General features: G+C 36.4%; 24 protein-coding genes and 1 other RNA gene. All 25 read left to right on the top strand.

Annotation, left to right across the window (positions count from 1 at the left end; genetic code table 11):
• Window positions 1-42: 42 nt before the first annotated feature.
• The 25 genes from HMPREF9013_RS02220 to atpG all read left to right on the top strand — a co-directional run bounded on the left by HMPREF9013_RS02220 (window position 43) and on the right by atpG (window position 23,926).
• On the top strand, window positions 43-252 hold the full coding sequence (locus HMPREF9013_RS02220) for an RNA-binding S4 domain-containing protein (protein ID WP_006626746.1): 210 nt from the start codon (window positions 43-45) through the stop codon (window positions 250-252).
• Window positions 242-1,321 carry a DNA replication/repair protein RecF gene (gene recF / locus HMPREF9013_RS02225; RefSeq protein ID WP_006626747.1) on the top strand — a complete coding sequence of 360 codons (1,080 nt, stop codon included), beginning with the start codon at window positions 242-244 and terminating at the stop codon, window positions 1,319-1,321. Before HMPREF9013_RS02220 ends, recF begins: the two co-directional genes overlap by 11 nt.
• Before the next feature lie 69 nt (window positions 1,322-1,390).
• Window positions 1,391-3,310, top strand: coding sequence for a DNA topoisomerase (ATP-hydrolyzing) subunit B (gene gyrB, locus HMPREF9013_RS02230; RefSeq protein ID WP_040333325.1), 1,920 nt, complete (start codon window positions 1,391-1,393; stop codon window positions 3,308-3,310).
• A 12-nt stretch (window positions 3,311-3,322) separates the two neighbouring features.
• Window positions 3,323-5,809 carry a DNA gyrase subunit A gene (gene gyrA / locus HMPREF9013_RS02235; protein WP_006626749.1) on the top strand — a complete coding sequence of 829 codons (2,487 nt, stop codon included), beginning with the start codon at window positions 3,323-3,325 and terminating at the stop codon, window positions 5,807-5,809.
• A gap of 161 nt (window positions 5,810-5,970) precedes the next feature.
• Window positions 5,971-6,387, top strand: a complete 417-nt coding sequence (locus HMPREF9013_RS02240; RefSeq protein ID WP_006626750.1) for an Hsp20/alpha crystallin family protein — start codon at window positions 5,971-5,973, stop codon at window positions 6,385-6,387.
• 285 nt (window positions 6,388-6,672) lie between these two features.
• Window positions 6,673-7,959 carry a serine--tRNA ligase gene (serS, locus tag HMPREF9013_RS02245; protein ID WP_006626751.1) on the top strand — a complete coding sequence of 429 codons (1,287 nt, stop codon included), beginning with the start codon at window positions 6,673-6,675 and terminating at the stop codon, window positions 7,957-7,959.
• Window positions 7,960-8,011: 52 nt separating this feature from the next.
• Window positions 8,012-8,098: signal recognition particle sRNA small type (gene ffs / locus HMPREF9013_RS07335), an RNA gene on the top strand.
• 3 nt (window positions 8,099-8,101) lie between these two features.
• Window positions 8,102-8,569, top strand: a complete 468-nt coding sequence (locus tag HMPREF9013_RS02250; protein ID WP_040333330.1) for a nucleoside deaminase — start codon at window positions 8,102-8,104, stop codon at window positions 8,567-8,569.
• 37 nt (window positions 8,570-8,606) lie between these two features.
• Window positions 8,607-10,250 carry a DNA polymerase III subunit gamma/tau gene (gene dnaX / locus HMPREF9013_RS02255; RefSeq protein ID WP_006626753.1) on the top strand — a complete coding sequence of 548 codons (1,644 nt, stop codon included), beginning with the start codon at window positions 8,607-8,609 and terminating at the stop codon, window positions 10,248-10,250.
• A 14-nt stretch (window positions 10,251-10,264) separates the two neighbouring features.
• On the top strand, window positions 10,265-10,867 hold the full coding sequence (recR, locus tag HMPREF9013_RS02260; protein ID WP_006626754.1) for a recombination mediator RecR: 603 nt from the start codon (window positions 10,265-10,267) through the stop codon (window positions 10,865-10,867).
• Window positions 10,864-12,528, top strand: coding sequence for a formate--tetrahydrofolate ligase (locus HMPREF9013_RS02265; RefSeq protein ID WP_006626755.1), 1,665 nt, complete (start codon window positions 10,864-10,866; stop codon window positions 12,526-12,528). The genes recR and HMPREF9013_RS02265 overlap by 4 nt, the downstream gene beginning before the upstream one ends.
• 10 nt (window positions 12,529-12,538) lie before the next feature.
• Window positions 12,539-13,408, top strand: a complete 870-nt coding sequence (locus tag HMPREF9013_RS07175; protein WP_006626756.1) for a hypothetical protein — start codon at window positions 12,539-12,541, stop codon at window positions 13,406-13,408.
• Complete coding sequence (gene mnmG, locus HMPREF9013_RS02275) at window positions 13,409-15,283, top strand: tRNA uridine-5-carboxymethylaminomethyl(34) synthesis enzyme MnmG (protein WP_006626757.1); 1,875 nt, start codon at window positions 13,409-13,411, stop codon at window positions 15,281-15,283.
• On the top strand, window positions 15,283-15,903 hold the full coding sequence (locus tag HMPREF9013_RS02280) for a hypothetical protein (protein ID WP_006626758.1): 621 nt from the start codon (window positions 15,283-15,285) through the stop codon (window positions 15,901-15,903). Before mnmG ends, HMPREF9013_RS02280 begins: the two co-directional genes overlap by 1 nt.
• Window positions 15,904-15,979: 76 nt before the next feature.
• Complete coding sequence (gene rsmG, locus HMPREF9013_RS02285; protein ID WP_006626759.1) at window positions 15,980-16,669, top strand: 16S rRNA (guanine(527)-N(7))-methyltransferase RsmG; 690 nt, start codon at window positions 15,980-15,982, stop codon at window positions 16,667-16,669.
• Between the two features lie 8 nt (window positions 16,670-16,677).
• Window positions 16,678-17,478, top strand: a complete 801-nt coding sequence (locus HMPREF9013_RS02290) for a ParB/RepB/Spo0J family partition protein (protein ID WP_006626760.1) — start codon at window positions 16,678-16,680, stop codon at window positions 17,476-17,478.
• A 13-nt stretch (window positions 17,479-17,491) separates the two neighbouring features.
• The gene (locus HMPREF9013_RS02295; RefSeq protein WP_006626761.1) at window positions 17,492-18,280 is read left to right on the top strand and encodes a ParA family protein; all 789 of its coding nucleotides are present in this window, start codon (window positions 17,492-17,494) and stop codon (window positions 18,278-18,280) included.
• On the top strand, window positions 18,270-19,154 hold the full coding sequence (locus tag HMPREF9013_RS02300) for a ParB/RepB/Spo0J family partition protein (protein WP_006626762.1): 885 nt from the start codon (window positions 18,270-18,272) through the stop codon (window positions 19,152-19,154). The genes HMPREF9013_RS02295 and HMPREF9013_RS02300 overlap by 11 nt, the downstream gene beginning before the upstream one ends.
• Window positions 19,155-19,234: 80 nt before the next feature.
• Window positions 19,235-19,552, top strand: a complete 318-nt coding sequence (locus HMPREF9013_RS02305) for a hypothetical protein (RefSeq protein ID WP_156780619.1) — start codon at window positions 19,235-19,237, stop codon at window positions 19,550-19,552.
• A gap of 12 nt (window positions 19,553-19,564) precedes the next feature.
• On the top strand, window positions 19,565-20,266 hold the full coding sequence (locus HMPREF9013_RS02310; protein WP_006626764.1) for a F0F1 ATP synthase subunit A: 702 nt from the start codon (window positions 19,565-19,567) through the stop codon (window positions 20,264-20,266).
• A 10-nt stretch (window positions 20,267-20,276) separates the two neighbouring features.
• Window positions 20,277-20,501: an ATP synthase subunit C gene (locus tag HMPREF9013_RS02315; RefSeq protein WP_006626765.1), complete on the top strand. Its 225-nt coding sequence runs from the start codon at window positions 20,277-20,279 to the stop codon at window positions 20,499-20,501.
• Window positions 20,502-20,513: 12 nt separating this feature from the next.
• Window positions 20,514-21,023, top strand: coding sequence for an ATP synthase F0 subunit B (locus tag HMPREF9013_RS02320; protein ID WP_006626766.1), 510 nt, complete (start codon window positions 20,514-20,516; stop codon window positions 21,021-21,023).
• Window positions 21,013-21,558 carry an ATP synthase F1 subunit delta gene (atpH, locus tag HMPREF9013_RS02325; protein ID WP_040333249.1) on the top strand — a complete coding sequence of 182 codons (546 nt, stop codon included), beginning with the start codon at window positions 21,013-21,015 and terminating at the stop codon, window positions 21,556-21,558. The genes HMPREF9013_RS02320 and atpH overlap by 11 nt, the downstream gene beginning before the upstream one ends.
• On the top strand, window positions 21,555-23,081 hold the full coding sequence (atpA, locus tag HMPREF9013_RS02330; RefSeq protein ID WP_006626768.1) for a F0F1 ATP synthase subunit alpha: 1,527 nt from the start codon (window positions 21,555-21,557) through the stop codon (window positions 23,079-23,081). Before atpH ends, atpA begins: the two co-directional genes overlap by 4 nt.
• Before the next feature lie 2 nt (window positions 23,082-23,083).
• The gene (gene atpG / locus HMPREF9013_RS02335) at window positions 23,084-23,926 is read left to right on the top strand and encodes an ATP synthase F1 subunit gamma (protein ID WP_006626769.1); all 843 of its coding nucleotides are present in this window, start codon (window positions 23,084-23,086) and stop codon (window positions 23,924-23,926) included.
• The last annotated feature ends 4 nt before the right edge of the window (window positions 23,927-23,930 follow it).

The raw sequence follows: 23,930 nt of genomic DNA on the forward strand, positions 1-23,930 counted from the left end.
GTTATAATTTATGAGGTTTTTGGAACTTGGAAAGTAGGAAAAATGACGAGAAGAAAACAAGACTACATTTGCTTACAAAACTTCTTAAAATTCTATGGATTAGTACAAACAGGAGGAGAATCAAAAGTTGTGATTCAAGAAGGATTGGTGAAAGTAAATCAGGAAGTTGAAACGCGTCGTGGAAGAAAGTTATATCCTGGTGATGAGGTTACTTATCAAGGAAAAACTTTCATGGTGAAAGATGTACATTAAGTCTTTAGAACTTTCTCATTATCGAAATTACCACCATTTGCAAGTTTCTTTTCAACCTTATCTCAATGTGATTGTAGGAAAAAACGCTCAAGGAAAAACTAATTTAATAGAAGCTCTTTATTATTTATCTTTGTGTCGATCTTTTCGAACTAATCAAGATCAGGCTTTGATTCAAAAAGAAGAAAAATACGCTAACTTAGCTTGTCAAATAGAAGAAAGAAAACAAGAAAGTTATTTACGTTGTATTCTTCATGGAAACGGAAAAAGCCTTTTTATTGGGAAAATAAATATATCGAAAACCAGTGAATTTATTGGTCGTTTGAACGTAGTATTATTTAGTCCGGAAGATATTTATTTATTTTCACAAGCCCCTAAAGCAAGACGAAAATTCATGGATCAAGAATTGATGAAACTCTCTAAAAAATATCTATTTCATCTGACACGATATCAAATTTTATTAAAAGAAAGAAATATGTTATTAAGAAAAACAAAAATAGATGAAACGATGTTAGATATCTTAGATCAACAAATGGTGGAGTCTGAAGTTGAAATTTTAAAGAGAAGAATTTCTTTTCTGCAATTCATCAATCAAAAAATAGAGAGTCTGTTTCAATCTATTTCCGGTATGCCTTTGAATTTAAAAATTGAAATAAAACAAGGGATAGAAGTAAAAAAAATAGAAAAAAAAGAATTAGTAGAGGCTCATCTTTCTTCTCGAAAAAGGGATATAGAAACACGTATCACTAATGTTGGAATTCATCGAGGAGATATTCAATTTTTACTAGATGGTAAGGATATTTTATTATCTGCTTCACAAGGTCAAAAAAGATTGGTTATGATTGCTTTTAAATTAACAATTCTTCGTTATATTGAATTTATTTCAAAAAGAAAGGCGATCGTTTTATTAGATGATGTTCTTAGTGAATTGGATTTAGAAAGACAAAAACGTTTAATTCACGCTGTGAAAAATGACTATCAATGCTTTATCACAGCGACTCATTTACCGGATAGTTTGAAATTAGAACAAACAAATTGTATTTCCATTGAAGATGGAAAAATAAAAGTATAGGAGGTTTACATGGCAAATAAATTAGAAAATAAAGAAGAAAACCGGGCTATCTTTAATGAAACACTTGATATGAAGGTAGATCATGCTTATGAAGATGAAGATATTCAGGTTTTAGAAGGTCTAGAAGCTGTTCGTAAGCGTCCTGGTATGTATATCGGTTCCACTTCCTCAGTTGGTTTACATCATTTGGTTTGGGAAATTGTTGATAATGGTATTGACGAGGCAATGGCAGGATATGCCAGTCAAGTAGAAATTACCGTAGATGAAGATAATATTGTGTCCGTTGAAGATGATGGTCGTGGGATGCCAACGGGAATGAATGAAAAAACGGGTATTTCAACGATTGAAACGATTTTTACAGTATTACACGCTGGTGGTAAATTTGGTGGGGGAGCGTATAAAGTTTCTGGTGGTTTACATGGTGTTGGGGCTTCGGCAGTTAATGCATTGAGTGAATTTCTGGAGGTAACGGTTTATCACGAAGGAAGTGTTTATTTCGTTCGATTTGAAAATGGTGGTCATCCGGTTGAACCATTAAAGGTTATTGGAACTTGTGATGTTGATAAACATGGTTCTTTGGTTCGTTTTAAAGCCGATCCAACAATTTTCACAGAAACAACGGTGTATGATTTTAATATATTAAGAAATCGTATTCGTCAGTTAGCTTTCTTAAATAAAGGAATTCGTATTAAATTTCATGATTTGAGAGAAGTTAATTTTGAAAAAAGAGATCACGACTATTTCTTTGAAGGCGGTTTAAAAGAATATGTGAAGTTTATTAATGAAAATAAAGATAAAGTGCATGAAGATGTCATTTATTCAGAGGGTTATGAGGATAACATTCAAGTAGAAGTGGCTTGTCAATATAATACAAGCTATAATCCATCTATCTATACTTTTTGTAATAATATTACGACTGTGGATGGTGGAACTCATGAAGAAGGTTTCCGTATGGCTTTAACTCGTATCGTGAATAAGTATGCTCGGGAAAATAATTTTTTAAAGGAAAAAGATGAAAATGTAACACAAGAGGACTGCAAAGAAGGATTAACGGCTATTATTTCTGTGAAGCATCCAGATCCTCAATATATTTCTCAAACAAAGTCAAAATTGACCAATAGTGAAGTTCGTAAGATTGTATCGGATATTTTTGGCACTCAATTTGAACGTTTCTTAATGGAAAATCCAAATCAAGCAAAAGCAATTATGGAAAAAATTGTGATTGCTTCACAAGCCCGTTTAGCAGCGAAAAGAGCTAAAGAAATCACTCGTAAGAGTTCTATTAAAGTAGGTTCTCTTCCGGGAAAATTATCAGATTGTTCTTCAAAAGATCCTAGTATTTCTGAAATTTACTTAGTCGAGGGAGATTCGGCGGGAGGATCGGCTAAAAATGGTCGTGATTCACATTTTCAAGCCATTCTTCCTTTAAGAGGTAAAATTTTAAATGTGGAAAAAACGAGACCTGAAAAGGCATTTGAAAATCAAGAAATTCGTTCAATGATTACTGCATTTGGAGCCGGAGTACAGGATGAGGTAGATACTTCTAAGCTTCGTTATCATAAGATTGTGATCATGACCGATGCTGATGTGGATGGTGCTCATATTCGAACGTTATTATTAACATTCTTTTATCGTTTCTTACGTCCTGTTTTGGAACAAGGTTATGTGTATATTGCTCAACCACCGCTATTTAAAGTTCAAAAGGGTCAAAGTGTTCGCTATGCGTATACGGATCGCCAATTGGAAGAATTAAAGGCGGAAATGGGAGAACGGTTGAGTATTCAACGTTATAAAGGTCTTGGAGAGATGGATGCTAGTCAGTTATGGGAAACAACCATGGATCCTAAATCTCGTACCTTGATTCGAGTAACCATTGAGGATGCAGAATATGCTGATCAAAATTTCTCAATGTTGATGGGGGAAGAGGTGGAACCTCGTAAGAACTTTATTTTAGAAAATGCTCACTTTGTTGAAAATTTAGATATTTAATAGGAGGTCAAGATGGCTTTAGAAAATTTTATGGAATTTGATGAAAATAATTTTGACCCTGGTCATATTACGGAAACAGAATTGAGTAAAGAAATTCGTCGTGATTTTTTGGAATATTCGATGTCTGTTATCGTAGCTCGTGCTTTACCGGATGTTCGAGATGGCTTGAAGCCGGTTCAACGTCGTATTTTATTTGCGATGAATGAAATGAATAATGGTCCTGATAAACCATATCGTAAGTGTGCTCGTATCGTTGGAGATACAATGGGTAAATATCATCCACATGGTGATAGTTCAATTTATGGTGCTTTGGTTTATATGGCTCAAAACTGGAACATGAGAGAGACCTTGGTTGATGGACACGGTAACTTTGGATCCATGGATGGAGATGGTGCGGCAGCCATGCGATATACTGAAGCTCGTATGTCTAAAATTTCAGTGGAAATTCTTCGTGATTTAGAAAAAGATACCGTTGATATGATGGATAATTATGATGGAGAAGAAAAAGAACCGATGGTTTTGCCGGCTCGTTTTCCAAATTTATTGGTCAATGGTTCTAGTGGAATTGCGGTTGGTATGGCCACAAATGTAGCTCCACATAACTTGAAAGAAACGATTGATGCTGTCATTGCTTATATGGAAAATCCGGAAATTTCTGTAACGGAATTGATGCAATTCATGAAAGGGCCTGATTTTCCTACAGGTGGCTATATTTTAGGTCGTTCAGGAATTCGTAAAGCTTTTGAAACAGGACGTGGATCAATTGTCATGAGAGCTAAGACTCATTTTGAAGAGATGGCTAATGGCAAAATGCGCATTGTGGTGGATGAAATTCCTTATATGGTGAATAAAGCCTCTCTTGTAGAAAGAATCGGTACATTAACCAGAGAAAAACTAATTGATGGTATTACCGATTTGCGAGATGAATCAAACATGAAGGGAATTCGTGTTGTGGTGGAACTTCGTAAAGATGTACAAGCTGAAGTGGTTTTAAATCAACTGTATCGTATGACGGCTCTGCAATCTAATTTTGGGGTGAATAATGTCGTTTTATTTGATGGAGCTCCTCGCTTAGCTGGTATGAAAGAACTTCTAAAAGGCTATATTGACTTTCAATTAGAAGTAATTCGTCGTCGAACTGCTTTTGAATTAAAAAAAGCCAAAGATCGAGCCCATATTTTGGAAGGCTTGCGTATTGCGGTGGATGGTTTGGATGAAGTGATTCATACCATTCGCCAATCTAAAGATGCTCAAGAAGCTTTAATCAACTTAATGAACAAGTTTCCATTAGATGAAATTCAAGCCAAAGCAATTCTGGATATGCAATTTAGACGTTTGACTGGTTTAGAACGAGATAAAATTGAAAATGAATACCAAGATTTATTATTAAAAATTGCGGATTATGAAGATATCTTAGCGCATAAAGAGCGAGTCATTGATATTGTAAAAAATGAATTAACAGAAATTAAAGCAAAGTATGGATCACCTAGACGTTCAGAAATTATTGATGCGGATGCGGAAATGGAAGATGAAGATTTGATACCGGTAGAAGATATCATGGTGACTTTATCTACGAATGGTTACGTTAAGAGATTAACAACGAATACCTATTCGGTTCAAAACCGTGGTGGTAAGGGTATTAAGGGAATGGACTTGAATAAAGATGATAGTATTGAATCTGTTATCAATATGTCTACTCATGATTTCTTACTCTTATTTACGAATAAAGGTCGTGTGTTCCGTCTAAGAGGGTTTAACATTCCTAATTTTTCAAGAACTTCGAAAGGAATTCCAATTATCAACCTTGTGAATATGGATAAGGATGAGAAAGTGAAGGCTATGGTTCCGGTGAAAAAGAATGACGAACAAACAAAATTTTTATTCTTTGTGACGAAAAAAGGGATTGTAAAACGGACAGCTATTTCTGAATTTGAAAACATTATGAAGAATGGTAAGAAAGCGATTCTTCTTAACGAAGATGATCAATTAGCGTTTGTGAAACCGACAGATGGACAGGCAGAAGTTTTGATTGCTGGAGCTAATGGTAAAGCTGTTCGTATATTAGAAGATAAGGTTCGTCCTCAAGGACGTAGTGCTCATGGTGTAAAAGGTTTTAATACAGATGGTTCTTCGGTGGTTGGAGTCGCAACCACTTTGGAAGGGTTTAATGTACTAACTGTTACAGAAAAGGGAATTGGTAAAGTTTCTTCCATCGCTTCTTTCCGTTTAACAAATCGTGGTTCTAAAGGTGTTAAGGCGGCTAAGATTAATGAAAAAACAGGTGACTTGATTTCAATGAAAGCAGTCAGTGATGATCAAGATGTGATGATTATGACAGAAGGTGGAATTGTAATTCGTATTTCTCTTGACCAAATTGCAGAGTCCTCTCGTTCGAGTATGGGAGTTCATTTGATTCGTGTTGATCAAGATAAAGTTTCTACCGTTGCTATTGTTGATCAGGAAGTAGAAGAAATGATTGAAGAAGAAAGTGCTGAATAATCAGCACTTTTTATATGTATGTGATAATAAAAATAGTTAGTAAATAACTGATGTTTTTAAATAACTATCAAAAAAAGTTAAAAAATTAGCACTTAACGGTTGACAGTGCTAAAAATAAGGTTAAAATAAGAGTGTAAGGAAATAATCCTTAGGAGGTTAATATGAATAGAATGATTAGAAGAAATGGTTTTGATGAATTATTTGATGATATGTTTGGAGCTTCTTCCATGAATAATGGTTATAACCTAATGAAAACGGATGTTCGTGAAAAAAATGGTCTATACTTATTGGATATGGAAATTCCGGGTGTAAAAAAGGAAGATATTAAGATTAGTTTATTCAATGGGAATTTAACGGTTGAAGCAAGTCGTTCTTCTCATAATGAAGAAACGGATGAAGCAGGAAAGGTTATTCGTCAAGAACGCTTTTCCGGAACGACAAGTCGTACTTTCTACGTCGGAACAGCGATTGAACAATCGGATGTTAAGGTAAGTTATGATGGTGGTGTTCTTCATATTGAATTGCCAACAGAGAAACAAAAAGAAGCTGATACAAAGAAATTCATCGAGATTCTTTAAAACAAAAAGGAGCTTAAACTCCTTTTTGTTTGACATAAGAAGGGCTAAATGGTTTAATTTAAGTGGCTGTATAAAGAATAGTAAGTAGAAATTCTTGTTTAGAAAGTTGCCGGTTGATGAAAGGTAACCTAGAATTCTGTTGAATCCACTTTAAAGAAAATCAGCTCAGTCTACACCGTTATTGTAAAGAAGAGATAAATTGTTTCACGTGAAACAATTTAATTAGGGTGGCACCGCGAGAAATCGTCCCTATAAAGAGGTTGCCTTTTTTTATGGAGGATAAATATGATTGATATTGAGTTGATTCGTAACCATCAAGAAGTAGTGAAAGAAAATATCAAAAAGAAATTTCAGGATCAGAAATTGCCATTAGTTGATGAAGTGTATGAATTAGATAAAAAATTCAGAGCTGCTAAAACAGAAGGGGATCAATTACGTGGTGATCGAAATCGTATTTCCAAAGAAATCGGCGTTTTTATGCGTCAAAAAGAATTTGATAAAGCGGAAGCTGCGAAACAGTCAGTAAAAGATATTGACCAAAGAATTACAGATTTAGAAGCGGAAGAAAAAGAAATGGAAGTGGAAATTCGCAAGCGGATGATGGTGATTCCAAACATCATTGATCCGACGGTTCCAATTGGAAAAGATGATTCTGAGAATGTAGAAATAGAAAAATATGGTGAACCGCTGATTCCGGATTATGAAATTCCGTATCATGCAGATATTTTTCAAAGTTTTGATGGATTTGATTCAGAAAGTGCAGGTCGCACATCAGGTAATGGTTTTTACTATTTGCAAGGAGATGTGGCTCGTCTTCATTCTTCTATTATTTCATACGCTCGAGATTTTATGATTGATCATGGCTTCACTTATGTGATACCTCCATTCATGATTCATTCCAACGTCGTGACGGGTGTGATGAGCTTTGATGAAATGGAAAATATGATGTATAAAATCGACGGAGAAGATTTATATCTAATTGGCACTTCGGAGCATTCGATGATTGGTAAGTTTATGGGGCAAATGGTAAAAGAAGAAGATTTGCCAAGAGCTTTAACTTCATATAGTCCATGTTTTAGAAAAGAAGTGGGAGCTCACGGTATTGAGGAACGTGGGGTTTATCGTGTGCATCAGTTTGAAAAACAAGAAATGGTGGTTGTTTGTCATCCGAAAGATAGTGCTTACTGGTATGATCAACTTTGGAAAAATTCAGTTGATTTCTTTCGCAGTCTGGAAATTCCGGTTCGTACTTTAGAATGTTGTTCAGGTGATTTAGCTGATTTAAAAGTAAAATCCTGTGATGTAGAAGCTTGGTCACCTAGGCAGAAAAAATATTTTGAAGTTGGCAGTTGTTCAAATCTAGGAGAGGCACAGGCTAGAAGATTAAGTATTCGTATTAAAGGTAAAAATGGTAATTATTTGGCCCATACTTTGAATAATACCGTTGTGGCTTCACCTCGTGCTTTGATTGCTTTCTTTGAAAATCATTATCAAAAAAATGGAGATATTACTATTCCAAAAGCTTTACAACCTTATATGGGCGGGCAAGAAGTGATTCATCCGAAGAAGTAATTGTTTCACGTGAAACAATTACTTGAAATTGTTTGTCAGAAATAGTACACTACTAGTGGTACAGCAGTTAGCACATGAACTTGGTCAGGGTTGGAAGACAGCAGCCATAAGTGATTCTAATTGCGTGTACCGCTTTTTAATTATGAAAAATAGAGAAGAATATTACATGAGCTTAGCCATTGAAGAAGCTAAAAAAGCGGAATTATCAGATGAAGTTCCCATTGGATGTGTGATTGTTTGTGACGATATGGTGATTGCACGAAATCATAATCATAAAGAGAGTAAAAACAATGCGATTTATCACGCAGAGGTGGAAGCTATTTTAGAAGCTTCAAAAGTGAAAAATAACTGGAATTTAAATGATTGTGATCTCTATGTGACTTTAGAACCATGTATGATGTGTACAGGTGCAATTTTGAATTCCAGATTGAGAACAATTTATTATGGGGCAGATAGTTTTAAAGCGGGTTTTTTGAAAACTAAAATTAATCTTGAAGCAATCAGAGGGCTTAATCATTATCCTGTGATAAAAAAAGGCGTTTTAGAAAGAGAATGTGCTCAATTATTAAGTCGTTATTTTCAAAAAAAGAGATCTGACCAGACTGAATAAATCTGGTTTTTTTGTTATAATTTCACTGGAGAATTTTATGGAAAAACAAGCACTATATCAAAAATATCGATCTAAAAAATTTACAGAAGTCATTGGACAAGACTATATTGTTCAAGCCATTCAAAATACAGTGAACCAAAATAAAGTAGGGCATGCCTATTTATTTTGCGGACCAAGAGGCACGGGAAAGACGACAATGGCACGCTTGCTGGCAAAAGCTATTAATTGTGAAGATTCGAAGGAAAAACCTTGCAATCATTGTGTAAGCTGTGAATTAGCGAATAAAGGCATTCATCCGGATATTATCGAAATCAATGCAGCAAATGAAACGAGTGTAGATCATATCCGTGATTTGATTGATAAGGCCTATTTAGCTCCTATGCAGGGAATATACAAGGTATATATCATGGATGAGGTTCATCAATTATCTTCAGCAGCTTCTAGTGCCTTATTGAAAATTTTAGAGGAACCACCGGAAAATGTGATTTTTATTTTGGCTACCACCGATCCACAGAAAATGCTGCCGACCATTATTAGCCGTTGTCAACGATTTGATTTCCATCGGGTTCCATCAAAACAGATCCAAGACCATTTATTACATGTTTCTAATCTGGAAGGCATCCAATTGGAAGAAGAAGCGGCTAAAAATTTGGCTCGTTTAGCTGATGGCGGTATGCGAGATGCGTTATCGTTGTTGGATCAATGTTCAGCATATACATCCGGCGACATTAAGGAAAGTGACATTCGCCGAATCTATGGATTAACTTCTGTAGAAGAAAAGATGACTTTATTAAATCTGATTCAAACAAAGAATTATTTTTCCATCATAAATCACAGTAAACAATATCAAGAACAAGGAATCAATTTAGAAAAATTTTTAGAAGAATGGATTGAAGTAGTGAAAGAGATTGTCCTTTATGTCAATACGAAGAGTCGAGAAATTTTAGAAATTTTGACCGATGAAGAAGCTTCTCAAATCAGTTTGCTATTTTCAAAACAAAATTGGATGAAAATATTAGACTTGTTGATTGAGTTTAGAGAAAAGTTCAAACAGAATAAGAATCAAACCGCTTATTTTGAGGTTTTGTGCATTCAATTAAGCCAAATTTCTCCTGCAAAAGAGGAAGAAAAAACGGAATTGGTTGAAAGTCAGGAACCGGATCCGGTTTTATTGGTAGAAGAAAAAGATCAACCGGTTTTAACTGCAACGACAAAAGAAATACGATTAACTACAGAAGAAGTGGTTGGTTTATTGATTCAATGTAATAAACAAGATAAAGCTAAAGATAGTGAAACACTAAAGACGGCTAAAATCAGGGGAACCGTAGAAGATGATCGAATTACATCAGCTTTAGAACAAGTTCAAGTGATGGCTGTTGGTGAAGATTGTGTCCTTTTAGTTAGTGAAGGAGAACAGCTTCGTACAAGGATGATGGAAAGTGATTTTCATAAATCGATCTATCAATTTATGAAATCGAAATTATTGTTGGATAAGATGCCTTATATTTTCACAAAACAAGAGTTTAATGAAGCCATTGAATTATTTAAAAAATTAAGAAAAAACAATCAATTACCAAAACCGTTTGAAGTATGCCGTTACCAAGAAAATAATAATGATAAAAATCAGATTGAGGATCGATTGAATCAACTGTTTGGTAAAGAAAATGTCACAATTATATAAAAGAGGAGTTCATGATGAAGTATCCAGATAGTTTGAATCATTTGATTGAAATGATTCGTCAGTTACCAGGTGTGGGAGAAAAAACGGCGGAGAGATATGCCTTTGCTTTATATGAAATGGAAAAAGAAGAAGCAATAGAATTTGCCCATGCTATTGTGAATATGAAAAATAAAGTTAAAAACTGCTTAATTTGTGGCAATATGTCGGAAGAAGAACAGTGTGCTATTTGTTCTTCTTCCAAAAGAGATCATACTAAAATTTTGGTGGTTCAATCCCCGAAAGATATTATTGCTATTGAAAATATGGGAGAATACGACGGAGTTTACCATGTGTTAAATGGATTAATTTCTGCAACAAAGGGAATTTTACCAGAAAATTTAAAAATCAAAGAACTCATTCAACGAGCAAAGGAAGCAAGAGAGGTTATTTTAGCAACCAGTGCCACTTTAGATGGAGAAACAACTTCTCTTTATTTAACCAAAGTATTGGACCAAGAATATCCAAATTTATTAGTCACTAGAATAGCTCATGGATTGCCATCTGGAGCTATGTTGGATTATGCGGATGAAATGACATTGAGTCATGCTCTGTCAGAGCGAAGAAAGGTGAAAGAATGAAAACGGACTTAGAAATTGCACAAGAAACCAAAGCCTTAAACATTCAAACAATCGCTGAAAAACTTCATATTCCGGAAAAAGAATTGTATTTATATGGAAAAGATAAAGCTAAAGTGAACTTAAATTATTTAAGTGGTTTATCAGAAAAGAGAAGTCATTTGATTTTGGTGACAGGAATTAGTCCAACGAAAGCCGGAGAAGGAAAGTCAACGGTTACGATTGGTTTGGCGGATGGATTAAATGCTCAAGGAAAGAAGGCAATGGCTTGTTTGAGAGAGCCTTCTATGGGACCTGTTTTTGGATTGAAGGGAGGCGCGACGGGAGGCGGCTATTCTCAAGTCATTCCTATGGAATCTATTAATTTGCATTTTACAGGGGATATGCACGCTATCACGGCGGCGAATAATTTAATAGCGGCCATGTTGGATAATTCTATTTATCAAGGAAACCCGCTCAATATTGATCCCGAAAAAGTGGTTTGGAAACGATGCTTGGATATGAATGATCGTACATTAAGAGAGATAACGATTGCTCAAAATAAGAAAGTTAATGGAGTGGAAAGAACGGATCACTTTGTGATTACAGTCGCCAGTGAAATCATGGCTATCTTATGTTTGGCTACATCGCTATCTGATCTACAAGATAGAATTGGACGTTGTGTTTTAGCTTATACGATGGATGGTCAACCGATAACGGTTAAACAAATTCAAGCGGATGGAGCAGCTACTTTACTGTTGAAAGAAGCTTTAATGCCAAATCTTGTACAAACTTTAGAAGGAACGCCGGTTTTTGTTCATGGAGGGCCATTTGCGAACATTGCTCATGGTTGTAATTCTATTGTCGCAACAAAAGCGGCCTTGAAACTAAGTGATTATGTCATTACGGAAGCTGGGTTTGGGGCAGATTTAGGAGCGGAAAAATTCTTAGATATTAAGTGTCGTATGGGAAATTTAAAACCGTCTGCAACGGTCATTGTTGCCACGATTCGAGCTTTAAAGTTTCATGGTGGCGCCAAGGTTGATCAATTAGAAAAAGAGGACTTAGAAGCTTTGAAAAAAGGAGTCGCCAACCTGGAAAGACATGTGAAAAATTTAAAAAACTTTGGATTACCGGTAGTCATTGCAAATAATCGCTTTGCATCGGATACAGAAGCAGAATTGGAATTTCTTAAAATTTGGACAAAGGAAAAAAATTATCCGTTCGCTTTATCGGAAGGATGGGCCAAGGGTTCGAAGGGGATGCAAGCTCTTGTAGAGCAGGTCTTATTGGCTTTGAAACAAGAAAACCGCTTTAAACCAATTTATGAAGTGAGCCAAAGCATTGAAGAAAAGATAGAAACGATTGCCAAAAAAATCTATCAAGCAAAATCAGTCATTTATTCAAAACAAGCACAAGCTGCCATACAGAAAATGAAAGAAAATGGATGGGATCAATTAGCTATTTGCATGGCTAAGACACCCCTGTCCTTTAGTGATGATGCTTCGTTAATAGGAGCTCCAACCGGGTTTGATTTGCACGTTCAAGACATCTTGGTTTCTTCGGGGGCTGGCTTCTTAGTCGTTTTGACAGGTTCCGTTATGACTATGCCCGGATTACCAAAAGAACCGGCTGCCAATCGTATGGGCGTTGATGAAAGTGGAAAGAGTTTTGGAATATTTTAGGAGGTGACGTATGAGTTCAATTGCGTATGTTTGTGATGAAGCCATGGTTGAATATCATCGGTTAAGTCAACATAAAGAAATCTTATTTTGGCGAATCGCAACCAAAAGAAAATTTAGCGATTTTCATGTAGGAGATCTCTTGTTTTTCTACGCAAGGACACGCTACTCCAACGAAAAGAAATTCGTAGGCTATGGTCATTTCACAGAGATAAAGCGCTTATCTTTGCGTCAAATGTGGAAAGAATATGAAGAAAAAACAGGATATGATTCATTCAGAGCTTTAGAACAGGCTATTCAAAAAGCAGCACGCCATAAAATACCGGCGAAGATGAACTGTTTGGTGTTAAAAAATGTGGTCTTTTTTGCCAGGCCAATTCATTCGGAAGAAGTGGGTTTAAATTTGTCTAAGTCTTTAGAAAGTTTTTCATACATGGATCATCATCAACCATCAGCCACTTCGGATATTTTAAAGATTGCTGAAAAAGAAGGTATCAATATCTGGAGTAATGCGGCGGATAAACAAACAGAGGAAGTTTTTGCGATGGACGCCATCGAACAGCGTTTTTTATCCTTGAGTTATTTTTATCCAAATGAATTCTCAGATCGTTTACAACATGAACAGAAAATACTTTTGGAAAAGAAAGAAAATTGGAAAGTTCGAAAAGATTTTCGGTATAGAATTGAAAATAACCAAAAAATGAAAATTGAAATACCGATTCCAAAATTTGGTCAGTTACGGCAACGAAATATTCAGCTTTTCATCGGAAGATGGACTTGTATTTTGGCAGAATTACGTAAAGAGTATCCCAAAATGGAGATTCAGTTGAACACATTTGGTCAGGATGAGGAAATTAAAGAAATAGTAAAGAAGGTTTATTGAATGGTCGATTATGACATTATTGTGATTGGAGCAGGTCATGCCGGAATTGAAGCCGGCTTGGCTGCCGCTCGCTTGGGAAAAAAGACAGCGCTGATTACGATTAATCAGGAAACAATTGGGAAAATGCCTTGCAATCCTTCTGTGGGTGGTCCGGCAAAGGGAATCGTAACCAGGGAGATTGATGCACTAGGTGGTCAAATGGGATATGTGGCTGACAAAACAGCCTTACAATTTAAAATGTTAAATTCCGCAAAAGGGCCAGGAGTAAGAGCTTTACGGGTTCAATCGGATAAGTTGGCGTATTCTTCTATGATGAAAGAAATTTGCTTAAAACAAGAAAATCTAACGGTGATTGAAAGTCTTGTTGAACGTTTAATTGTAGAAAAACAAGAAGCAAGAGGAGTGGAATTACAAGATGGATCCGTTTTGTTGAGTCGGGCAGTGATTATGACGACCGGTACCTATATGTCGGGTAAAAATATGATTTCTGATGACGTTAAAATAGGAGGGCCGGATTTGGAACCAACGACCAACCAACTGTCTGAATCGTTGCGACAAGTAGGTGTTCGTACATTCCGTTTAAAGACAGGAACTCCGCCAAGAATACGAACCAGCACGATTGATTTTTCCAAAACAAAGTTAGAACCAGGAACACCGGGGTTTTATCATTTTTCTTCCTTGACTAAGCCAGATGATGTCCTTCCTTTTGAAAAACAAGTATCGTGTTATATGACTCATACCGTACCGGAAACACATGAAATTATTTTAAATAATTTGACTAAATCGAGTATGTATTCAGGGGTGGTCGAAGGAGTGGGTCCGCGATATTGTCCATCTATTGAAGATAAGTTGGTTCGCTTTAAAGATAAAGAAAGGCATTTGTTGTTTTTAGAACCAGAATCTCTTTCTTTACCAACGACATATATTCAAGGGTTTTCCAGTTCTTTACCAAAGGAAGTCCAATTTCAGATGGTGCATACTTTACCGGGATTGGAAAATTGTGAAATTATGAAATATGCCTATGCCATTGAATACGATGCTTTAGACCCTGTTCAGATGAAGTCTTCTTTTGAATCAAAAGTCATCAAAAATTTATTCACAGCTGGACAAATTAATGGAACCAGCGGTTATGAAGAGGCGGCTGGTCAAGGCTTATTGGCAGGAATTAATGCAGTTCGCAAATTAGACGAAAAAGAACCAATTATTTTTAGTCGAGATCAGGCTTATATTGGTGTTTTAGTAGATGATTTGACCACTAAGGGAACGAAAGAACCGTATCGTTTGTTAACCTCAAGAGCGGAATATCGTCTTTTACTAAGACATGATAATGCTGAAGAAAGACTAACAGGAATCGGACATCAGATTGGTCTTATTTCTGATGAACGGTATGAGGCTTTTTTGAGAAATCAATCCTTATTAGCTTTAAAAAAGGAAGAATTACAGACAAGTTTATTCTCTATGAATGATGATCGAGTAAAGCAATATTTATTGAATCACGGTTATGATGATTTAAGTTTTTCTATGAATGGAGAAGATTTGGTGAAAAGGCCACGACTTCAAGCTAGAGATCTTTTTAAACTTCAAGGGAAGGAAATTGATGATAATATAGCAGAAAAAATAGATATTGATATTAAATATGAAGGCTATATTGCGAAGGCAAAAAGGGAAGCGGAAAGGCTAAAAACGATGGATCATCGGATGTTATCAGAAACGTTGGACTATGATGAAATACCAAATCTTTCGATAGAAGGTCGCCAAAAATTAAAAGAGTTTAAACCGGAGACGTTAGGAAAGGCTTCGCGTATTTCAGGGGTAAATCCGGCTGATATTGCGGTATTATCAATGTATTTAAAAAATATGAGAAGGAGAAAATAATGGAAATTCAGGATGTAATCAATCGGGTAGAAATATATGGCTTTGAAAGTGCTGTTCGTGGTTCTAAATACCCAATGGCTGTTAATCTGTCACAAGTGACAGAAGAAGTGGTACCACGTACTTTTACGTTAGCGAAAGCTGTAGCCGGATCGGGTCACGATAATTTCTTAAATGGAATTATTGTTCAATTTGACTTAACATTCAGCAATAAAGCTTGGGTAGAAGCAGAACGGTATCATTTCTTAGATTTCATCAGTTCACAATCGACGATGCATCGCATTACGAAATTTGATTTAGAAAAAAGTTATATTGAATATGTGGATCCTCGTATGATTGAAATCATGAAGGAAAAAGTAAAAGAATATAACAAATTACAAGAATGGCAAAAAAATAAAGTAGACTGTAGTGAAGAAGAAAAAAATAGTTTGAAACAAAAATATTTAGAAATTTTATATTCCAATCCTTGCGGATTTCGTTTGACTGCTCGCATGACCACCAACTATCGTCAGCTGAAAACAATCTATAAACAAAGAAAAACACATCGTTTACCAGAATGGAGAGTTTTCTGTAAATGGGTAGAAACCTTACCCTATGCAGAATTTATTACCGGGGAAAAATAATTAAATTGTGGAAAAATGAGTTATCCACAATTTTCGTTAACGCATTACTTTCAATGAGTGTTAAAATGGAGTGGAAATGAACTATCAAGAACTAAGTCAACATTGTCAAAAGATGGGGTTGTATTGCCCAATCGAATCATTTCAAAGATACGCTTCTTTATTACAAGAATGGAATGAGCGGATGAATTTAACGGCAATCACAGAAGAAAAGGAAATCATAGAAAAACATTTTTTAGACTGTATTCTTCCTTTACATCATTCTGTGATTCAAGGGCACTGGGCGGATGTTGGCTCGGGGGCGGGATTTCCGGGGTTGGTTTGGAAAATCATGAAACCGGAATTAGAAATGACATTGATTGAACCGACGGGAAAAAGATGCCAGTTTTTGCGGCATGTGATCAATGAATTGCAATTGGAAAAAATCAAAGTAGTGAACGAACGAGCCGAAGATTATGCCAAACTGCATCGGGAAGAATTTGATGGGGTGACCGCAAGAGCAGTATCGAATTTACCTTTGTTGTCGGAATTGTGTATTCCCTTGATCAAGGTCAACGGATATTTTTTCCCTTTGAAAGGTAAACAAGGGCATCAAGAACTAGAAAGCGCAAAAAATGCGTTGCAAAGATTACATGTGCGACTGATTGAGGAACAGGAAGAGACGATTGGCCAAGATGAGAGAAGGGTTAATCTATTGTTTCAAAAAATAAAGCCAACGGATCAAAAGTATCCAAGGAATTATAGCCAAATGAAGAAGAAACCATTATAGGAGGAAGTATGGCAACTATTTTTGACTTATTTGAAAAGAAAGATGAATCACGAATTATCCAACTTCCAGTGGATAAGGTGGTTCCTTCCCGATATCAACCACGCCTTCATTTTGATCAAGAAGCCTTAGAAGAATTAGCTCAATCTATTAAAGAAACCGGACTGATTCAACCAATTACAGTTCGTTATACAGGTAATCATTATGAAATTATAGCGGGAGAAAGGCGGTTTCGGGCTTGCGAAAAATTGGGCTATCGAACTATTCCGGGTTTTGTGATGACACCAACTGAAGAGCAGGCGGCTCAAATGGCATTGGTTGAAAATGTGCAACGAGAAAATCTGAGTGCAGTGGAAGAGGCTAAGAGTTATGTGGAATTGATGCGTCAATCTTCTTTGACCCAGGAACAAGTGGCTCATAAAATCGGGAAAAGCCAGTCGTCTGTAGCAAATAAGATTCGTTTATTGAACTTACCGGAAGAAATCCAGCAGGGTGTGATTGATAATAAAATTACAGAACGTCATGCTCGGGCTTTATTGACAATTCCCCAGGAACAACAAAAAGAAGCCTATCACTATATTGTAGAAAATGGCTTGAATGTTCGACAAAGTGAAATCTATTTATCCGATATTAGTAAAACAAAGAAAATAAAAAAGATTCATTTTAAACGAGGCTATGCGAAAAATATCAAATTAGCTATTAATACCATCAATTACCAAGTAGAACAGTTGAAAAATATGGGTTTGGATTTAACGTCTAGTGTGATTGAAGAGGGAGAAGATGTGAAAATCATCATCTCTATGAAGAAATAGTGGAAAGGATTTTATGGGAAAGATTATTGCAATAACCAATCAAAAAGGGGGGGTGGGGAAGACCACGACAGCTATGAGTTTGGCTGCCGGGTTGGCCTATGCTAAGAAAAAAGTCTTATTAGTGGACTTTGATCCCCAAGGAAATGCGACCCATGGAATTGGTGCTAGTAAAACCGGTTTTCAAAAAACAGTTTATGATGTCTTGATGCGAGAAGACAGTGTAGACGAGGTTAAAATTACGTTGGATATGCCGCCAATGGATGTTTTACCGTCAACTGTAGATTTAAGTGGAGCAGATATTGATATGGCTAATTACGATGTTGGTCGTGAACAGCTTCTTAAAAACAAATTGGAGGTGGTTAGAAATCAATATGATTACGTGATTATTGACTGTCCACCAGCGTTAGGGTTGTTGAATACGAATGCTTTAACGGCAGCGGATTCGGTAATCATTCCGGTACAATGTGAATATTTTGCGCTAGAAGGATTGACACAGTTATTAGCCACGATTCGTTTGGTTCAGCGACTTTGGAATTCGAAGTTGACCATTGATGGTATTTTACTAACGATGTATGATGCCACAACCAAGCTTTCGGTTGAAGTGCAACAAGAAGTTCGGAAGTGTTTTAAAGAAAAGGTTTATCAAAGCTATATTCCTAGAAATGTCCGTTTGGCTGAAGCTCCAGCTCGAGGGCAAGATATTTTTAGTTATAGTTTCAGTTGTGCAGGAGCTAAGGCTTATTTGTCTTTAGCACAAGAAGTCGTTGCTCAAAATGAAAGGGGACGAAAAAATGCCAGATAAAAAAAGAAATGGGTTAGGACGTGGCTTGGATTCTTTATTCGGAACAGATGTTTCAGAATTGATGAACCAAATTGAAAATGGATCACAAAATTTTGTTTCTACCAGACAGGATGAAATTCCGGTGGATAAAATTCAACCGAATCCGTATCAACCAAGAAAAGAGTTTGATCCAAAAGCCTTAGAAGATTTAGCTCAATCCATTCAAGAACACGGTATTTTTACTCCTTTATTGGTGATCAAACGAAGAACAGATTATCAATTGGTAGCTGGAGAGAGGCGATTAAGAGCGGCTAAGATGGCTCATTTGGAAAAAGTCCCAGTCATTATTGTGGACTTTAGCGATGAACAAATGATGGAAATTTCTTTGTTGGAAAACATTCAAAGAGAGGATCTAAGTCCTTTGGAAGAAGCTCTTGGCTTTCAAACTTTAATGAATCAATTGCACTATACTCAAGAAAAATTAGCTGAGCGAGTGGGAAAATCAAGAGCCTATTGTGCTAACTTGCTTCGTTTATTAAAGTTGCCGGCAGAAGTACAATCTTTATTAAAAAATCAATCGTTAACCGTGGGACATGTACGTCCGTTATTAGCCCTTCAAGATGAAAATGAAATGATCCAATTGGCTCATGCCATGGTCAGGGAAGGGTTATCGGTTCGTGAAGCAGAAAAACGATGTACCAAAAGAGAGAAAGATAAGAAACCTATTCATGTGAAAGTGAAGAAAGATCCACAGCTTATGGATATTCAAAACCAAATGAGTCGTAAGTTGGGAACTAAAGTTGAATTAAGTCCTAAAAAAATCAGTATTTCATACGAAGATAATGAAGATTTGAATCGAATTTTATCTTTATTACACTGTTTGGATCAAGAGTAGTGAATATAAGGAAAGAAGACAGGGACTAAAGATAATCATCTTTCCTTTTTTTTAATGAAGAAAAGTGTAAAATGGTAACTATGGAAATTGAAAAAAGATGGATGTGGCTTAGTCTATTAGGTTGTTTAAGTATCTTTTTAGGAACAAAGTATGGACTGGGTTGGGTTCTTGGTTGTTTGGTTTCTCGAATTTGTTTGGAAACGACCAAACGTTTTGCTAAGAGAAGTTTAGAAAATCAAACATCAAGTGGCACAAATGCGCATTTTGGAGTAAATTATCTATTGATGGCAACTGCTATGATTTTTTCGGCTGTTTTCCCTGAGATAAGTAATATTTTCACTTGTTTTTTCGGCTTATTGAGTGTGAAGATTAGTATTTATCTGGTGGAATTGATTTAGAAAGGAGGGGGTATGCAGATACAAACAACGGTTTTTCATATCGCTATTGTGACGGCTGTGGTTGGCTTTTTGATTGTCTTTGCTTCTAAAAAGATTGATCAAGCTGATCCGATGCAAAAGCCATCTATTTTTGTGACAATAGTGATTAGTTTTGTGACAATGGTGTTAAATACTGTCAAAAATTCTTTGGGTGAGAAAAAAGCGAAGATACTGACTCCATATATATTGGTACTTTGGATGTATATTTTCTTGAGTAATATTTCCGGCTTGTTTGGTATTGAAAGCCCGACGTCCAATTTTTCAGTAACAGTTTTATTGTCATTTATTACTTGGGTATTGATTCAAATAACCATCTTTAAATATAGTGGTGTTAAAGCTTATTTTAAGAGTTTTTTTGAACCGATTCCGGTGATGTTACCGATGAATATTATCGGTAAGTTCTCAACGATGTTATCCATGGCTTTGCGTGTGTTTGGTAATATTACATGCGGTTCGATCATGATGCAATTGGTGTATATGGGTACTCAGGGTCTTTCAAAAGCGATCGCGGGTTTATTTGGAGCGAATACCGGTTTTAACTTTATGGCTCCAATGATTGCACCATTCTTACATCTATATTTTGATTTATTTGCTGGGTTTATCCAGACGCTTGTGTTTGTTACACTGACTATCGTATTGATTGGTAATGAAATTCCAGATACAGAAAAAAATTAAGGAGGATATTATGGAAAAAGGTTTAATCGCTATTGGGGCAGGAATTGCTGTATTCACAGGATTTATGACAGGTTTAGGGGAAGCTACGGTTGCAGCTCACGCTTGTGATGCGATTGGTAAAAATCCGGAAGCTGAATCAAAGATTCGTTCAACGATGATTTTGGGTATTGCTTTATCAGAAACATGTGCTATTTATGGACTACTAGTGGCTGTTTTGTTGATTTTGGTTTACTAAGGGGAAATTTGAATGTCGGTAGATATTGTTGGTCAATTATTTCCCAATGGATTGACAATGATCGCACAATTACTGAGTACCTTCGTTTTATTTTTGTTGATGCGTAAATTTCTTTGGAAATCTATCCAAACTTATTTGCAAAAGCGTTCTGATAAATTGCAGTCCGACTTATTGGCGGGTGAATCTGCAAAAGCAGAAGCAGAAACTGACCGTGCATTAGCGAAGAAACAACTAGAACAGGCTTCTTTGAAATCGAAAGAACTGGTGGAAAAAGCCACGGTTCAAGCTAAACAAGAAAGACAACTGATTTTAGATCAGGCAGAACAAGAAGCAAAGATTCGGGAAGCAAGAGCAAGTGAACAAATCGCGAAAGAACGTCGGGATTTGGAAAACTCGATCAAAGCAGAAATTGTGAATGTGGCTTTGAGTGCAACAGCGAAAGTGGTTGGTGAAAAACACGCAAAGGATATAGACGAAGAAGCTATTGCTCGATTTGTGGAAGGAAATAACCATGAATCATGAGCTGGCAATGCGCTATGGGCAAAGTTTATTTGACATAGCGAAAGAAAAGAATTGTGTTGATATTTTTTTGAAAGAAGTGCAAGAACTTAAGTCTGTGATTGAAAAAGAAGCGGGATTTGTCAAAGTGCTGATGGCGGTTCGTATCAACAGGCAGGAAAAGCATGATTTTTTAAATCGCCTTTTTAAGGATAAGATTCAAAAAGAACTGTTAAATTTTGTTCATTTGATTGTGGATCGTAAGCGAGTACCGTATTTGATAGATAGTTTAGAGGCGTATGAAGAATTGGCTTATGAGGCGTTAAAAATCAAATTGGCAGTGGTATACTCTGCTCGTTTGTTGACAGATGATCAAATCGCAAAAGTGAAAGGAAAACTTGAACAAAATTCAGGATTCCAAGTATTACTTCGTAATGAAGTGGATGAAAGCTTAATTGCCGGGATTAAAGTGAAAATGGGTAATCAAGTGATCGATATATCCACACAATACGAGATTGAACAATTAAAACAAAGATTATTGAAAGGAGTACGAGGATGAGTAATATCCGACCAGAAGAAATCAGTTCACTCATTAAACAAGAGATTGAACAATATGGCAATAAAGTAGAGTCCAATGATGTCGGCTATGTCATCAGCGTTGGAGATGGAATTGCTATGGTTCAAGGTATGAGCCAAGCAATGTCTTCGGAATTATTGGATTTCGGTCATGGAGTCATGGGGATGGTTCAAAACTTGGAAGAAGACCATGTAGGGGCTGTTTTATTAGGTAATGATCGAGCCATTAAAGAAGGTGATGAAGTTCGCCGGACAGGGAAAATTGTAGAAGTACCGGTCGGTGATGTTTTGTTAGGACGTGTTGTGAATGCTTTAGGGCAAGCTATTGATGGTGGTGATCCGATCAAAGTGGAAAAAACAAGACCGGTGGAACGTGTGGCACCTGGGGTAATGACCCGTAAGTCTGTCTCTCAACCTTTAATGACAGGATTAAAAGTCATTGACTCCATGATCCCGATTGGAAAAGGGCAACGTGAGTTGATTATTGGGGATCGTGAAACCGGTAAGACGGCGATTGCTTTGGATACGATTTTGAACCAAAAAGGAAAAAATGTGTATTGTATCTATGTCGCTATTGGACAAAAAGAAAGTACGGTAGCTCGATTGGTTCAAAAACTTCGTGAAAATGATGCTTTAAAGTATACAACAGTGGTCAATGAGGGAGCTAGCGCTTCTGCACCATTGCAATACTTAGCTCCTTATGCCGGTTGTGCGATGGGTGAGGAATGGATGGAACAAGGCAAAGACGTCTTGATCATTTATGATGATTTGTCCAAACATGCGGTTGCTTATCGTACAATGTCCTTATTGTTACGTCGTCCTCCTGGACGTGAAGCGTATCCGGGAGATGTCTTCTATTTACATTCCCGTCTTCTAGAAAGAGCAGCGAAGTTATCAGACGAATTGGGAGGTGGTTCATTGACCGCTTTGCCAATCATTGAAACACAAGCGGGAGATATTTCCGCCTACATTCCAACTAATGTCATCTCAATTACGGATGGTCAGATTTTCTTACAAGCGGATTTATTTGCAGCAGGCGTTCGTCCGGCTGTGGATTCAGGTTTATCGGTTTCTCGTGTTGGATCAGCCGCTCAAACTAAGGCTATGAAGATGGTTTCTTCTTCTCTAAAATTAGAATTAGCACAATATAATGAAATGTTGTCTTTTTCTCAATTTGGGTCTGATTTGGATGATAGTACTAAGAAAATCATCAATCATGGAGCTCATTTGACAGAACTTTTGAAACAAGGACAATACAAGCCTTATTCTATGATTGACCAGGTGATTAGTTTATTTGCGGCTAAAAATAATATATTTGATCAAGTGGATTTAGAAGAAATAGCTGAGCTGGAAAATCGAATTTTACGTTATTTCCATGATGAACAAGTGGATTTATTAAATGAAATTGAACAGTCAGGAAACTTAAACGATGATCAGAAGAACCGTCTAAAAGAAGGATTGAAACACGTCTTAGAAGATTTCTTATTAGTTAAAGGAGCGAAGTAGTTATGCCGGCATCTAGGCAAGCTCTTAGAGGACGCATTCGTTCCATCCGAAGTACGCGTAAAATTACTTCGGCAATGGAAATGATTTCCAATGCAAAGCTGTTTCGTCAACGTTCCAAGATGGAAAGTAATCGGGAATATGCGACTCGTTTACAATCGGTTGTGAATGAAATCATGGTGAAGAGTCCACAGATTGAAAGTCCTTTTATGGTAACATCCAAGCAAGACAAAGCCATTGTGTTTGTGTTTTGTTCAGACATGGGTCTGGCTGGAGGCTATAATGCGAATGTTCTAAAAGAGCTAAAAATAAATGTTTCATTGGATAGTGAAATTGTGTTAGTTGGTTCTTCTTTACGTCGTTTGATTAAGGAGGCAGGGTATTCAATCCGTTCCAGAATTGAATCAGATCATGTTGATTTTAATGAATTAAAGAAATTGCTGGATTCAGCCGTCTATGATTTTCAAAAGGGAAAAGTAGGTAAAATTCAGATCTTATATACCAGATTTGTTAATACGATGCGTTTTGAACCAATGATGGAAACTATTTTACCATTCTCTTTTGCAGGGGATAAACAAACAACGCAAACGGTTGAAACTTTATTTGAACCAAATCCGGAAGTGTTGTTGAATTCATTGATTCCCATGATGTTAGCATCTTTGTTATATTCTCACTGGTTAGAAAGCACGACTTCGGAACAGGGAAGTCGAAGAGTAGCAATGAAGACGGCAACCGATAATGCGGATGAGTTATCCGAACAATTACAGCTTGAATACAATAAGATACGCCAAGCAACGATTACGCAAGAAATTACGGAAATTGTTGGTGGCGCAAGTGTAGAAAGTTAAGGTG

The organism is Bulleidia extructa W1219 (genome assembly GCF_000177375.1).
GTDB classification, from domain to species: Bacteria; Bacillota_I; Bacilli_A; order Erysipelotrichales; family Erysipelotrichaceae; genus Bulleidia; species Bulleidia extructa.